Here is a 13805-nt window from a genome sequence, read left to right as displayed (position 1 = left end):
CGTGACGGTCGCCAGGAAGGTCGGTTAGCGCACTCCCCAAGTATCGGAGAGCCGGTACCCTTCGGGCCACGGATCAGCCGGGTCCAGCATGTGCTGATGGATGCCGGTAACCCAACCACGTCCGGAAATCTCGGGGATGACGGCCGGGAGAGAACCAACCGTTGTTTCACCCACGATGGTTCCCGCAAACTTCGACCCGATGATCGAGCGGGCAGTCAGACGATCACCGATCTGCATTTTGTTTCGCGCATGCAGGAGGGCCATGCGGGCCGAGAGCGCGGTTCCTGTGGGGGATCGGTCAACCTTACCTGGCTGAATGGTGACGGCGGCGCCGGTTTCCAAACCTTCCGGCCCTTCGACAAGCGGCCCGGCAAAGAGACAAAATGAGATATGCCGCCAATCCAGGTTCTCCGGGTGCTCAAACCCCAGTTGGTCGTTCGCGGCATTGGTGATTTGGACACCGAGCTTCGCGATGTCATGCGCCTCGCTCTCCGTCAGCGAAAAGCCCAATTCCGCGGCGTCGACGACGACGAAACTGTCGCCGCCATAAGCCATGTCGACCGTCAGTGTGCCGAGGCCTGCGACCTCCAGTTTCCGATCCAAATCGGTGGCGAAGGATGGCACGTTTTGGACATGAATGCGCTCGGCCTTGCCGTTCCGGCATTCGGCACGCACGCGCACGAGCCCTCCAGGGGCTTCCAGGACCAATAGGGTTTCCGGTTCCTGCATCGGCACCAAACCGGTATCCAGCAGGACTGTGGACACGCAGATCGAATTTGAACCGGACATCGGCGGCGTGTCTTCAGGTTCCATGATGATCCAGGCGGCCTGTGCCTCGGGGTGCTTTGGCGGCACGAGTAGGTTGACGTGACGGAAAACACCGCCTCTCGGTTCGTTCAGAATGAAGTTGCGCAAGGTGGCATCGCGCGCAATCCAGCGGCTCTGCTCCCAGATCGTGTCGCCCGGAGGTGGAAGGACGCCGCCTACGATGACATCGCCCACCTCACCCTCGGCATGGGCGGATATGACATGGATGGTCTTGGTGGAGCGCAAACGAGATTTCCTTTCTGAGACAACGCCCCGTGTAGCCTAGCCCAAAACGACCAACCACGGCACTCCAGACGCAGTCCGAGGCCTCCCAAGAATTACTCGCCCCTTAGATTGAGCGCGTCGCCTTCGAGGATTTGACCTGTCCCGGCGCTTTGACCGTCTTTCATCCACTCCAGCGACGTGCCGTCGATAGTTGCCTGATAGCAGCCGAAATCCGTGCCGGGGTAGCAAACGCCGTCCTCGGTGATCTCGTAGACCCCGGACGTGCCCGCATCGTAGTAGGTGCCGTCCTCGGCAAAGTAGCTGGAATAACCTCCACCGCCCATGTCACCCTGGAACGTGTTGCCCACGAGGGCATCATGAAGCTCTTCCTGTGTCGCTGCCAGCGCCGGAAAGGCAACGACAGAAAGAGCGGCTACGGTCGCAATACGCATGATGATCATACCAAGTCCTTGTTAATAAGGGATACCCGATAAGCTAGCCGTCACACGGGTTTGTCGAGCGCACTTTGCAGTGAGACGCCCCCTCAGGCGACATTGGTGCGGTTTCCGTACCATGATCTTCACAGTGACCACCCCTCTCCCCGGTCGCGCTCGCGGCTCTGCTCTTTCTCGTGCTCCTCGCGCTCATTCTCCGGATCTTGCTCCAGCTCGCTGTCGCGCTCGACCTCGACGGGGGTCGAGCGATCCAGGATCGCGCCCAGCCGATCCCTGACGCTTTCACGTCCCTGCGCCGGGGTCTCTCGCCCGGGGGCCTCCTCTCCGGCCTCGCGCCCGACGATCCGTGACAGCCGCTCGCGGATATCCTCGTGCTCCTGCGCCTGGCCGTCGCTCTCCCTGCCCCGGTCCTTCTCGGCGGCGGCCCGGAGCGCCGCGAGACCGGCGGACACGCGGCCCTGCCCGGCCTCCCGCTCTGCGCCGTAGGTCTCCCGCGCCAGCTCCACCCGTTCGCGCAGCTCGCGCACCATGGCCCGCGCCTGCCGCGCCCCGTGAACGGCGCGGCCGCGCTCGGTGACGGGCTCGTACTCCCTGCCCTCGGCCTCGGCCTCCCGCATGGCGCGGCGCTCCATCGCGTTGGCAGCCGGCCCCAGCTTCACCTCCGGGGCCCGATCCAGCTCCTCGGCCGAGAGCGCGTCCCCGCGTTCCTGGGCGCTTTCCCGCTGCGCGTCGAGCGACCGGTGATCGACGCGTTCACGCTCCCCTGCCCGCTCCAGTGCCCGGTTCTGAAGCTCGGCCCAGGCCTCGCGCATCGCCTCGATCTCGATGCCGCCGGTCTGCGCGGCATCGAGCACGCGGGTCTTGTCGGTGAAGCCCTCCGGCCCGAGCGCCCGGGTCGATGTCAGGACATGGGCGTGAAAATTGCGCTGGTCGCCCTCGCGGTGCGGGGCGTGGATGGCAACATCCACCGCCACGCCGTAGCGCTCGACCAACTGCTCCGCGAAAGCGCGGGTGATCTCCGCCCGCTCCTCCGCGTCGATCTCGGAGGGGAGCGCCAGCTCCCACTCCCGGGCGGTGACGGAGTTCCTTCGAGTCTCGCGCTCCTCGGCGACGTTCCACAGCGCAGCCCGGTCCTGCGCCCAGGCAGGGGCGTGCTCCGGCGCGACGATGAAGCTGTCCTCGATCCCCTGCTTGGCGGTGTAATCGTGGACGCGCCCCTCGCGCAGGCAGTCGATGCGCTCGCCGGAGCGGTAGGCGGCCGCCGCCGTGGCGGAGCGCCCGGCGCTGCGTTTGATGGTCTTCACGGAGAGGTGGTAGCTCGCCACGCGCCCTACCCTCCGACAGTCAGACCGACCGAACGCCGCACCGCCATGCTGGCCCCAGGGCCAGCACGCGTCCGGCCCCCGACCCGCGCCTCACAACGCAGGCGTCGGGGGCCGGACGACAGCCCGGAGCGAGCGGCCTCCCGGAGGCCCGAGGGACGGGCTTGCACATGATCCGATCCAATATCCCCAGCCTTATGGGGGGCGGGATATTGGATCGGCTCACGTGCGGTTTGCCAGGGGCAAACCCGGCGGATGGAATGCCCCTCGACGGGGCAGACGGACGCCCGCCGCTTCGGCGCCAAAGCCAACGGCAGGCCGGCCCCCATGGAGGGGCCATGGCCGAGCCGGTGGCGTGGGGATGGAGCGGGACGCGATCCAACAGCGCGTGTTGGCTTGGGAAGGTTTGGAAGGGGCAGCGCGCCATTCCATGTCGATGCGTGCATCGACCGGGGACGCCATCGGCGGGGGCTGTGCCCCCGGGAGATCGCACGCAAATCTCGGAGACCGACCGGAGGGAGGCGGAGAGTTTGCATAAGTGCGCCCTTGTCCTTTACAGGCCTACGGGTACGCGCTACCGCTCAATCCGTAAAGCCTGACGTGAGACGTCGGGAGCTTGGATCACGGAGGAGGCGATTTGTCCGAGACCGAACTCCAGAAAGCCGAACGGCAATTCGCCCAGGCCAAGGCCCGGCTTCAGGCCGCCAAGAACCGCGAGGCCAGTCGCCAGCGCAAGCTCGACACCCGCCGCAAGGTGATCCTCGGCGGGGCGCTCATCGACCTCGCCGCCCGCGACACCAACGCCGCCGCGATGCTCGACCGTCTGCTCCGGAACCTCACCCGGGAGAACGACCGCAAGGCGTTCGAGGACTGGTCGCCGCCCACGGCTGCGGCCGGGTCCGGTGAAGGATCGCAGGCCACCCCGGAACCGCCGTCCGAATGAGAACGGTCGGGGCCATCCTCGGAGGGTTCGCACGCCTCGTTGCCGGTCTCGTGGTGGCCCCGTTCCTGCTCGGCTGGCTGGCGCTCTGGCTCGTCCTCGGGGCCGGGATCGGCGCGCTGGTCGCCACGCCGTTCGTCTTCGCGATCTTCGATGGCCCGCCTGGTGAGAGTGCCTGGCAATGGGTCGTCGTCGCGCCCCTCATGCTCTGCGGTGCGGTCCTCGCCTTCGGGCACTGGCGGGAGATCTCCGGAGCGGACAGGTTCCTCGGCGGCGGGGCCGGCGACAGCCACGGCTCCGCCCGCTTCGCCGGGACGCGCGAGCTGCGGAAACTCGAACGCGCGGACGGTCTGCTGATCGGGCGCAGCCAGCGCGGCCGTCTCCTGCGCTACGACGGACCGGCCCACCTGCTGACCCTCGCCCCCACCCGCGCCGGCAAGGGCGTCGGCACGGTGATCCCCAACCTGCTCGCGGTGGACCGCTCGGTGCTGGTGATCGATCCCAAGGGCGACAACGCCCGGGTTACCGGCGAGGCCCGCGAGCGCTTCGGGACCGTCCATGTCCTCGATCCCTTCGGCGTCTCCGGCAGGCCTTCCGCCGCCTACAACCCGCTCGACCGTCTCTCGGCCGACAGCCCCGACATCGGCGAGGATGCCGCTTCGCTGGCGGAGGCGCTGGTCGTGGACCCGCCGGGACAATCCGGGGACGCGCACTGGAACGAGGAGGCGAAGGCCCTCCTCGGCGGGCTGATCATGTTCTGCGTGGCCCACGAGGAGCCGGAGCGCCGCACGCTCGCCTCCGTCCGGGAATACCTGACCCTGCCCCCGGACCGGCTCTCCGCGCTCATGGCGCTGATGCAGGACAGCGATGCGGCGGAGGGGCTGGTGGCCCGTGCCGCGAACCGCTTCGCCGGCAAGGCGGACCGCGAGGCCGCCTCGGTGCTGTCGAACGCGCAGCGGCACACCCACTTCCTCGACAGCCCCCGGATCGTGATGGGTGAGGCAGCTGCCCGGAAACGCTCTGGGGGAACGTTTCGCTGCCGAACGGGCGGAGCCCCAAGCCAGCTCCGGGACCTCTACGGCGCGCGCGCCTCGACCTTCGTGGCGAATGCCGGCGTGCAGCAGGTGTTCGGGGTAAACGACTTCGAGACGGCGAAGTGGCTGAGCCAGTCCATGGGGCAGGAAACCATCGGCTACCGCACCGAAAGCCGCCGGCCGGGCGACCTGCCGACCACCGGCACCAGCCTCACCGGGCGCGACCTGCTGACGCCGGACGAGATCATGCAGCTGCCGTCCGAATGCCAGCTTCTGCGCCTCCAGGGCGAGCCGCCCGCGATCGCGCGCAAACTGCGCTATTATGCCGACCCCGAGTTCGCGGGGCTGTTCACCCCCGAGGTCCGGTAGATCGAAGGAGACCGCTTCCATGACCGACACGCCCTCCCCTGCCCTCTCGGACGAGGAGCTGCGCGAAACTCTCGATCTGCTCTCCACGGTGCTGGCCAGCGTATCGGACCGCGTGGACACGCAGACGGAGGTACTGGATCGCGTGAACAAGACGGCGACGGAGGCCCGCCAGGCGGCGTTCTCGGCCAAGACCCAGACCGATCCGGAGCGCTATGGCGAGATGGTGGGACGTGCGGTGGCCGGCCACATCGGCACAACCCTCAACCGCCTCGATGCGACTGGCGTCGAGCTGTCCAAGGCCGCGACCCGGGCGGAGAAAACCCTAGCGAAGGTCGAAGAGGATCAGTCCGGGGTCTACCGGGCGATGCGGGAACGGGAGCGCAAGGTGGATCGCTTCAAGGCCCGTGTTCCATGGTTCGGTCTGGGTGCTGTCGTCTTGGCCGTTGCAATGACCGTCGGACTGCCCCGTTTCATGGCAGGCGACGGTACAACCTGCACCGCCATGGGGGCGGAGTGGACCCGGACGACAGACGGCCGAGATGCCTGCGTGTTCTACGGGGAGTGATGTGGCTAGCCTCCAAAGCCGGTGAGGACATGGGCCAGAAAGCCGGTGCAAACGTGCAAGGCGCAGCCAATAAGGCTGCGTAAGGGGATACTCCCAACAGCAAGAGCGACAACAAACGGTGGGCCCTTCGGGATCCGCCGTTTTGCTGCCTCAGCCGCGGCGAGCGGAGTTATCCACAGGCTCCGAGCTGCTGAGGGTGTGTTAATAGGTGTTAGAGTCTGTGTTACGCGAATCGGGCGGTGGATAAGGTATTGATATATATAGCGTAATCGGAACTTTTTTCTGGACCGGTGTGTAGAGTATCGAAGAATGGTGGGTAGACTATCGAAGAATGGTGTGTAGAGTATCGATAAATCTGCCGGTGGGCAGAGTGTCGAACAAAGGTGGGTAGAGTATCGAATAATGGCGAGGCCGAGGAAGAGGACTGCGCTGCTCCCCCAGCGGCACACCGAGCCTGACTTGTTCGTGTGCGATATTCTGGACGCTACACCGAAGAGTGACCGGGCCTCGATGGAGCATCCCCTGTTTTCACTTTCAGTAAAGAAGGATTTGGCCCCGTTCGAGTACGAGCAAGGCAATGTGAAGGTGAAGATCACGCCGGCGGCCACCGAAGGTCGAGCCAATGTTTTCGACCGGGACATCCTGATCTACGTCCTCAGCCAGCTCATGGCCGCAAAGAACGATGGCCAGGAGATTGGACGACGGGTCAGGATCTCGGCCCACGACCTGTTGAAGGCCACGAACCGCCATACGACGGGCCAAGCCTATGCGACGCTCCGCCGAGCCCTCACCCGGCTTCAGTTCACTCAGATCGAGACGAACATCCATGATCACGGTTTGGGCGAGTGGCGTTCCATCTCTTTCATCACAGATGCACGGATCGTGAAGGAGGATTCCACCGGGCGGCTTCTGAGCGTTGAGCTCGAAATGGGGGACTGGCTCGTCAAGGCGATTGAGAACAAGAATGTCCTGACCTTGCACAAGGCTTATTTCCAACTTCGAAAGCCGCTCGAGCGGCGACTCTACGAGCTGGCTCGAAAGCACTGCGGAAGGCAAGATGTCTGGCGGATCGGACTGGACAAGCTCCAGCATAAGACCGGCTCGACCTCTCCTGCGAAAGAGTTCAAGCGCCTCGTCAAGGTGATATGCAAGGCCGATGAGGAGCTGGCGCATATGCCCGACTACTGTTTCAGGCTGCAGCACGATGTCCTGGAAGTTTCGCCTAAGCCCGAGTTTCTGGACGTCTACGCCGAGAGTACGACGCCAGTCGCGGCAAACTCGATCCACCTCTCCGCGGATGTATATGAAAAGGCCCGAGAGGTCGCTCCTACATGGGACGTCCATTTCTTGGAGCAGGAATGGCGTATGTGGATCGACGAACCTCCACAGCATCCCGACGCTGCTTTCATCGGGTTTTGCAGAAAGTGGGCTGCGCGGCGCGGGAAAGCATAAGCTTCAACAGGTGAAAGTACCTTGAGGTACTCATAGGTATAGTAGGATACAGTGTAGTATAGTACCACAGCCATGGCATGGCAGTCACAACCACGCCATGTCATGGCCTACCTAGGCAGGCTTGGGCTTCCCTCGGTATCGCCTGCCGGGGATACTCGGACCACGAGCAGCAAACAGAAAGGCAGTCCAATGCCGGTCATCTCATTTGCGTCGTCAAAGGGCGGCGCCGGCAAGACTACGTCAGCCATCATACTCGCAACCGAACTGGCTCAAGGTACCGATGTCATCCTCATCGATGCTGACCCAGCAGCCCGTCTGACACGTTGGGCAGGTCTTTCGCGCACTCCGGGCCGGATCGAGGTAATCGCCAGCAAGGGAGAGCGTGAGATCCAGGACGAGATTGCCGCAGCGAAGGAGCGGGCATCGTTCGTTCTGATCGATCTCGAAGGTTCCGCCTCCCGTTTGACGTCGTTCTCCATCTCGGAATCTGATCTCGTGATCGTCCCCACAGGAGACGAGCAGCAGGACGCCGACGAAGCGATCGAAACTCTCGCGCAGATCGCCATGGAGGAACGAGCGCGCCGCCGCCCGATACCTGCCGCTGTTCTCTTCGCGCGTACTAACGCTGCGGTTAAGAGCAAGCTCGAGAAACATATCAACACCGAGCTGCGCGCTGCCACGCGCGTTTTCGACACCGAACTGCACCGTCGCACGGCGTTTTCTTCGCTGCACAACTCCGGCGGTGGCCTGCGGCAACTCGATCCGGCCGAGGTCAACGGAATCGACAAAGCCATCACCAATGCTCAGGCGTTCGCCGCCGAGGTCATCGACATGCTCGAGGAGTCACGCCATGCCGCGTTCGCTTGATATCAGCCGGTTGCAGCAATTCGAGAGGGCAGGGGGCGCCGCCCGGCACGAGACACCGCAGGACCAGAGAGCTGATAGCCCCGTCTCCGAGGCCGCCGCGGAGCGGTGGCCTAGCCGGGAGCCCGTTCGGGATGGTCAGATCAGCATCAAGGCACCAATCGATGTAATCTCGCGCTTCCGTAAACTCTGCAAGGATGACCGCCGAACCTACGCCGACATGCTCTCGATCCTCATGGATGCCTACGAGAACCGCTCGTAGCGCCATTTACAGATGGAGTTTTTGTAACTACATAAATGTCTGAAGTAGAGTGTGATCCGGAGAAGCGCGCCAATACACTGGCAGAGCGTGGGCTCGATATGGAGAGGGCAGGGGCGGTCTTCGACGCTCCCCACTTGACCATTTCGGACCAACGTCAGGACTATGGCGAAGATCGCTTCGTCACGATCGGCCACCTGGACGGCCGGATGGTCGTTTTTGCGTGGACGTGGCGCGGTCGGGCAATCCGTGTCATCAGCATGAGGAAGGCCAATGACCGAGAACAGAAACGATACGGCGGCCGTCTGGAGCGATCCTGACGACGTCCCTGATCTGACTTCTCCGGAATGGCGTGATGCGCTCGATGCCGCGCCGGTCCGGCGAGGCCGGCCCAAATCCCCATCACCGAAGGTTTCAACAACGTTGCGGCTGGATCCGGACGTGGTGGAACACTTCCGATCCGGTGGCCCCGGGTGGCAAACCCGTATCAATGATGCCCTTCGCCAAGCTGCTGGGCTCCAAGAGCCGTAAACATACAGCCCGATTATCGGCTCGACGCGTGCTGCAACAGCAGATGGGAAGCTGATACCGGACCTTCGCGGCGCTTTGTGCCAAGGTCTCCTATGCGGGACTTGGACGAAACCGCTCTCGCGGTAGGGGCGCCAGGGGCGAGTGTAGGGCGCTGATCGGGGCGCCGGGATTTGGTGGATGGGCGCGCCTGTCTGACGATTGGGACCTTCTCAATCCGATGACAGGAGGTTCCGATGACGGACCAGCATGTACCCGCCCTGCGGCGACGGTTTCTCGAGGATATGCAGATCAGAGGGCTGCTGCCGAAGACGCAGACGATGTACCTGCGCGCGATGCGCGAGTTCACGCGGTTTCTGGAGCACTCGCCGGATACGGCGACACCGGAGGAGCTACGGGCCTTTCAACTCCACATGAAGGCGCGCGGTGTCGGCGCACCGACCTTCAACAACCGGCTGACGGTGCTGAGCTTTTTCTTCGCGACGACGTGTCCCCGCCCCGAGATGAAGCGGCACATGCGCTATCAGCGCGCCGCGAAGAAGATCCCGGTCGTGCTGAGCGCCGAGGAAGTGACGCGCATTCTCGAAGCCGCACCAGGGCCGGGGCTGAAATACCGGGCAGCCTTCAGCGTGGCCTATGGCGGCGGGCTGAGGGCGAGCGAAGTCACCCATCTGAAGGTCGGCGATATCGACAGCGACCGGATGCTGATCCGCGTCGACCAGGGCAAGGGCCGCAAGGACCGCCACGTGATGCTGTCGCCGAGCCTGCTTGAGCTCTTGCGCGACTATTGGCGCGAAGCCCGGCCCGCGGGCTGGCTGTTCCCCGGCCGCAGCCGGATCGATCCGATCTCGACGCGGCAGTTCAACCGCGCCTTCGGCGTTGCCTGCGACTTCGCCGAGATCAGGAAGAAGGTGTCGCCTCACACGCTCCGGCACAGCTTTGCAACACATCTTCTGGAGAGCGGGACCGATATCCGGGTGATCCAGGTGCTGCTCGGTCATGCCAAGTTGGAGACCACGACGATCTACACGAAGGTCGCCACCAAGACGATCCGGGACGTGACCAGCCCGCTCGATCTGTTGCAGCGACGGGAGGCTGGTTCCGGCTGATCCCGGTCCCGTGCCCCGTCCAAAGCTGGAGCTCGCGGATATCTTCCGCGCCCATGGTGCTGCATATCGCCGTGGCTATGACGGGCATCTGAACCTGCCTCAGTTGAAGGTGATGTCCGCCATCGAGACCTGCCGCACCGCCGCGCTCGGCGGGCATGTCGCGGCGTGTACCAAATGCGGCCACGAGCATGTCGCGTACAACTCGTGCCGAAACCGGCATTGCCCGAAATGCCAAGGGGCCGCATCGCGGGACTGGATGCAGGCGCGCATCGAGGACCTTCTGCCGGTCGAATACTTCCACGTGGTCTTCACCCTGCCGGCCCGGATCGCCGACATTGCCCTCCAGAACAAGGCGGCGGTCTATGGTCTGCTGTTCAGGGCATCCGCGGAGACGCTGCTGACCATCGCCGCCGATCCCAAGCGTCTGGGCGCGCGGATCGGCATGACCAGCGTGCTGCACACATGGGGCTCGGCGATGACCCACCATCCGCACGTCCATGTCATCGTCCCGGGCGGGGGGCTGTCGCCGGACGGCGCCCGGTGGGTCGCCTGTCGCCCGGGGTTCTTCCTGCCTGTGAAGGTCCTGTCGCGGCTGTTTCGGCGCCTGTTCCTCGAAGGGCTGGAGGCGCTGCACCGGGCCGGCAAGCTGGCGTTCTTCGGCGATCTGTCGAAGTCGGCCGACCCCGATGCCTTCAAGGCCCATCTCGCGCCGCTGCGCAAAGCCGACTGGGTCGTCTACGCCAAGCCCCCCTTCGGCGGCCCGGAGGCGGTCTTGGCCTATCTCAGCCGATACACCCACCGCGTCGCGATCTCGAACCATCGCCTTGTCAGCGCGGACGCCGGCACCGTGGCCTTCCGGTGGAAAGACTACCGCATCAAGCGCGGCGATCGGATGAAGGTCATGCGTCTTCCCGTGGCCGAGTTCATACGCCGCTTCCTGATCCATGTCCTGCCATCGCGGTTCCACCGCATCCGCCACGCTGGCTTCCTGGCCAACGGCATCCGGCGTGACAGGATCGAGAAGATCAGGCGTCTGATCGATAAAGCTCCGGAGCCGGATCGGACGACAGAGGAGGACGGGCGCACCGCCCCGGACGAGCGCGACCTGTGCCGGGCATGCCCCAGATGCGGTGGCGCTATGCGCATCATCGAAACCTTCACCCGCGGTGAAACTCCGAAGTCCCGCGCGCCACCATGGGAGGATGCCGCATGATCCAACCGTCACACCCGGCCCTGCAATCCAGAGACGTCGGACCCGTCAGCGCGGCCAACCGCCCAAAATCTGGGCCACAACAGGCACATGACGACCAAGACAGGCATCGATCCCTGGCGCCGGCGCACGCAAATCGACTGGCCTACAGTGCTCAAAGTCATGGGGCCGCAGTTCAGCGCAGCGACGGCCCGAGACCCGAGCCACAATCCCCATAGCACCGAAATCTGCCCGCGCTTTCCTCCTTGTCAGATTTGTCGCCGCTGGATGGCAAGCATCCAGCAGCCACAAACCTTAGACTTTCCGGTCGTTCGGCGGCCACTCGATGCAACTGCAGCAGGGCGGCGGAGTCGTTCGCCGCCGCAGCAAGCGGGGTTCTGCGCCGCGGCGCAGATCACGGAAGCGGTCGTTGAAGGCTGCGCCGGACCAGGGAATCTGAACCCACCTTTCGCTGCGCCTTGTCGCAGCGCCGCCGATGCGGACGAAGCGGCCGTTCAGAAATCTGAATACAACGGCCTCGTCAGATACCGACTTTTCGCTGATCTCCTACGACGCCAAACAGCAAGAATGGCTCACTTCTGCGAAGCCGCGGCAACGCTCTCCCCCATCGCTCGGAGAGAAGTTGCGGCGTTGTGATCTGCGACAGCTTGCTATATATCAGCGCCCGCTGATATCTTATTCCTTCCAAGTATTGGCGGCAGGCTATGAGTTCGAAGGATAACCAGGAAGAGCGGCACCGGAGGGGGCGGCTGCTTGCGCTCTTGCCGCTGGCGGTGTTCGGCCTGCTCGGTGTGGCTTTCTACTGGGGCCTCTGGAACAACGACGACCGGTTGCCGTCGACGCTGATCGGAAAGCCGATCCCGGAGTTCGCGCTGCCGCCCATCGAAGGGAGGCAGGACGGGCTGTCGTCGGTCGACCTGGAGGGCCAGGTTTCTCTCGTTAATGTCTGGGCGTCGTGGTGCGTCCCCTGCCGCGCGGAGAACCCGCTTCTCGTCGAGCTGGCCGAAGCGGGCATCGTCCCGATCTACGGGATCAACTACAAGGACGATCCCGAAGCGGCGCTGGCATTCCTCGACGAGCTCGGCGATCCCTTCACCCGCATCGGCGCGGACCAATCAGGCCGCGTTGCGATAGACTGGGGCGTCTATGGGGTGCCGGAAACATACGTAATCGATGCCGAGGGGCAGATTGCATACAAGCATGTCGGCCCCTTTGATCAGGCCTCGCTTGAGGAGGACATTTTGCCGGTCGTGCGCCGGTTGCAGGCGGAGAGCGACCCGTGAGGCGGCGTGACGTCCTTGCCGGAGTCCTGGCGCTTGCGGCAAGCCCTGCCTCCGCCCGACCACCGATTCCTGTTCACGGGACTCCTCGTGATCTCCTGTCGCCGCCTTTCGTGGACGGAGATGGGCGGGATCGGACGCTGGCGGATTTTGAGGGACGTGTCTTGCTTGTGAACATTTGGGCGACCTGGTGCCCGCCCTGTCGCGAGGAGATGCCGACGCTCGACGCGCTGCAAGCGCGCCTCGGCGGACCGAATTTTCATGTTCTGCCGCTGTCGATCGATCGGGCCGGTCTCGAACCCGTGCGCCGCTTCTACCGAGAGACCGGCATTCGCAACCTCGATCTCTATATCGCGGAGGATACGCGCGCGATGCTGGCCTTGGCCGTGGTGGGTCTGCCAACAACGATTCTGATCGACCGCATGGGGCGCGAGCACGGGCGCCTCGCAGGCCCGGCCGAATGGAACAGCCCCGAAGCCGTCGCGCAGATAAGCGCTCTTATTAACGAACGGAAACAATAGGACATGGAAAAGCACGACGACCGCACCTGCGGCGCCAGCCGTTCCACTCCGCGCGCACACGTGGCGGCGGTCTCGATCAGCGCGGAAATATGGATATGATTGACCTTTCGGCTCTGGGACTAATGGCGGCATTGCTGGCCGGTGCTGTTTCCTTTCTGTCGCCCTGCGTGCTGCCGCTCGTGCCCGGCTACGTATCCTACGTTGCTGGACGTACGGTCTCCGGCAGCGCAGCGCCTTCGAAGGGGCGGGCCGTCTGGCTCAGCCTCTGCTTCGTCCTCGGCTTCTCTACTATCTTCATCCTGCTCGGCGCCTCAGCGACCGCGCTCGGCCAAACCTTGCTGCGGTGGCGCTACGAACTCAACATCGTGGGCGGCGCTATCGTGATTTTGTTCGGCCTGTTCATGATCGGGGCAGCGCGCCTGTCGGCCATGGAGCGCGACCTGCGCTTCCATCTCGACCTGCCGGGCGGGCAACCGGTCGCCTCCTACGTGCTCGGGCTCGCCTTCGGTTTCGGCTGGACACCGTGCATCGGGCCGATCTGTATCGACCCAGCGGAATCTGCTCAGGTTAAGCCGCTAATTCGAACGTCGCGGCGGGTGTCTTCATGCCGAGCGCCTGATGCGGTCGGCGGGTGTTGTAGAAAGCGATCCAGTCGCCGATGGTGCGGCTCGCGTGGGCGAGGCTCTCGAAGCGCTGCCGATGCACGCACTGCTCTTTCAGCGACCGGATCAGGCGCTCCATCATGCCGTTCTGCTGCGGACAATGCGGCGTGATGAACTCTTGGCGCAGGCCGTAGCTGCGGACCATCTTTGTGTAATCCCGGCTGGTGAAGACGAGCCCGTTGTCGCTGCGCAGGAGGAACTCC

At 64.3% G+C, this 13805-nt stretch carries 16 protein-coding genes and 1 pseudogene; 13 read left to right on the top strand and 4 right to left on the bottom strand.

Annotated features, from left to right (window positions below; translation table 11 throughout):
* Window positions 1-24: 24 nt before the first annotated feature.
* The 3 genes from F3H57_RS21060 to mobQ all read right to left on the bottom strand — a co-directional run bounded on the left by F3H57_RS21060 (window position 25) and on the right by mobQ (window position 2812).
* On the bottom strand, window positions 25-1053 hold the full coding sequence (locus F3H57_RS21060) for a trans-3-hydroxy-L-proline dehydratase (protein WP_149758751.1): 1029 nt from the start codon (window positions 1051-1053) through the stop codon (window positions 25-27).
* 92 nt (window positions 1054-1145) lie between these two features.
* Window positions 1146-1493, bottom strand: a complete 348-nt coding sequence (locus F3H57_RS21055; protein WP_149758749.1) for a hypothetical protein — start codon at window positions 1491-1493, stop codon at window positions 1146-1148.
* A 119-nt stretch (window positions 1494-1612) separates the two neighbouring features.
* On the bottom strand, window positions 1613-2812 hold the full coding sequence (mobQ, locus tag F3H57_RS21050) for a MobQ family relaxase (RefSeq protein ID WP_149758747.1): 1200 nt from the start codon (window positions 2810-2812) through the stop codon (window positions 1613-1615).
* A gap of 634 nt (window positions 2813-3446) precedes the next feature.
* Here mobQ and F3H57_RS21045 point away from each other — a divergent pair.
* From F3H57_RS21045 to F3H57_RS20985, 13 genes and pseudogenes are all read left to right on the top strand, one after another.
* Window positions 3447-3752: a mobilization protein gene (locus tag F3H57_RS21045; protein ID WP_149758745.1), complete on the top strand. Its 306-nt coding sequence runs from the start codon at window positions 3447-3449 to the stop codon at window positions 3750-3752.
* A complete protein-coding gene (locus tag F3H57_RS21040; RefSeq protein WP_149758743.1) occupies window positions 3749-5152 on the top strand; it encodes a type IV secretory system conjugative DNA transfer family protein in 1404 nt (467 codons plus the stop codon). The genes F3H57_RS21045 and F3H57_RS21040 overlap by 4 nt, the downstream gene beginning before the upstream one ends.
* Before the next feature lie 19 nt (window positions 5153-5171).
* Entirely contained in the window at window positions 5172-5717 is a 546-nt protein-coding gene (locus tag F3H57_RS21035; RefSeq protein ID WP_149758741.1) for a hypothetical protein, read from the top strand.
* A gap of 402 nt (window positions 5718-6119) precedes the next feature.
* Window positions 6120-7169 carry a replication initiator protein A gene (locus F3H57_RS21030; RefSeq protein ID WP_149758739.1) on the top strand — a complete coding sequence of 350 codons (1050 nt, stop codon included), beginning with the start codon at window positions 6120-6122 and terminating at the stop codon, window positions 7167-7169.
* A 189-nt stretch (window positions 7170-7358) separates the two neighbouring features.
* Window positions 7359-8036 (top strand): ParA family protein, encoded by a 678-nt coding sequence (locus tag F3H57_RS21025; protein ID WP_149758737.1) that lies wholly within the window; start codon window positions 7359-7361, stop codon window positions 8034-8036.
* Window positions 8020-8295: a hypothetical protein gene (locus tag F3H57_RS21020; protein WP_149758735.1), complete on the top strand. Its 276-nt coding sequence runs from the start codon at window positions 8020-8022 to the stop codon at window positions 8293-8295. Before F3H57_RS21025 ends, F3H57_RS21020 begins: the two co-directional genes overlap by 17 nt.
* A gap of 35 nt (window positions 8296-8330) precedes the next feature.
* A complete protein-coding gene (locus F3H57_RS21015) occupies window positions 8331-8612 on the top strand; it encodes a BrnT family toxin (RefSeq protein WP_149758733.1) in 282 nt (93 codons plus the stop codon).
* Window positions 8566-8823 carry a BrnA antitoxin family protein gene (locus F3H57_RS21010; protein ID WP_149758731.1) on the top strand — a complete coding sequence of 86 codons (258 nt, stop codon included), beginning with the start codon at window positions 8566-8568 and terminating at the stop codon, window positions 8821-8823. Before F3H57_RS21015 ends, F3H57_RS21010 begins: the two co-directional genes overlap by 47 nt.
* Window positions 8824-9056: 233 nt before the next feature.
* Window positions 9057-9929, top strand: coding sequence for a tyrosine-type recombinase/integrase (locus F3H57_RS21005; RefSeq protein WP_149758729.1), 873 nt, complete (start codon window positions 9057-9059; stop codon window positions 9927-9929).
* 10 nt (window positions 9930-9939) lie between these two features.
* A complete protein-coding gene (locus tag F3H57_RS21000) occupies window positions 9940-11142 on the top strand; it encodes an IS91 family transposase (RefSeq protein WP_149758727.1) in 1203 nt (400 codons plus the stop codon).
* 701 nt (window positions 11143-11843) lie between these two features.
* Window positions 11844-12422: a DsbE family thiol:disulfide interchange protein gene (locus F3H57_RS20995; protein WP_051487970.1), complete on the top strand. Its 579-nt coding sequence runs from the start codon at window positions 11844-11846 to the stop codon at window positions 12420-12422.
* On the top strand, window positions 12419-12940 hold the full coding sequence (locus tag F3H57_RS20990; RefSeq protein WP_043847337.1) for a TlpA family protein disulfide reductase: 522 nt from the start codon (window positions 12419-12421) through the stop codon (window positions 12938-12940). Before F3H57_RS20995 ends, F3H57_RS20990 begins: the two co-directional genes overlap by 4 nt.
* Window positions 12941-13035: 95 nt before the next feature.
* Window positions 13036-13479 (top strand): annotated as a pseudogene (locus F3H57_RS20985) (cytochrome c biogenesis CcdA family protein); the annotation flags it as partial.
* Window positions 13480-13507: 28 nt separating this feature from the next.
* Here F3H57_RS20985 and F3H57_RS20980 read toward each other — a convergent pair.
* Window positions 13508-13805 (bottom strand): integrase core domain-containing protein (locus tag F3H57_RS20980; RefSeq protein ID WP_149758726.1); only part of this gene is annotated, 298 nt, incomplete at its 5' end.

Origin of the sequence: Roseivivax sediminis, from assembly GCF_900112685.1 — a bacterium.
GTDB classification, from domain to species: domain Bacteria; phylum Pseudomonadota; class Alphaproteobacteria; order Rhodobacterales; family Rhodobacteraceae; genus Roseivivax; species Roseivivax sediminis.
Note: the sequence above shows the minus strand (reverse complement) of the source record. Positions and strands in the feature narration are given on the sequence as shown.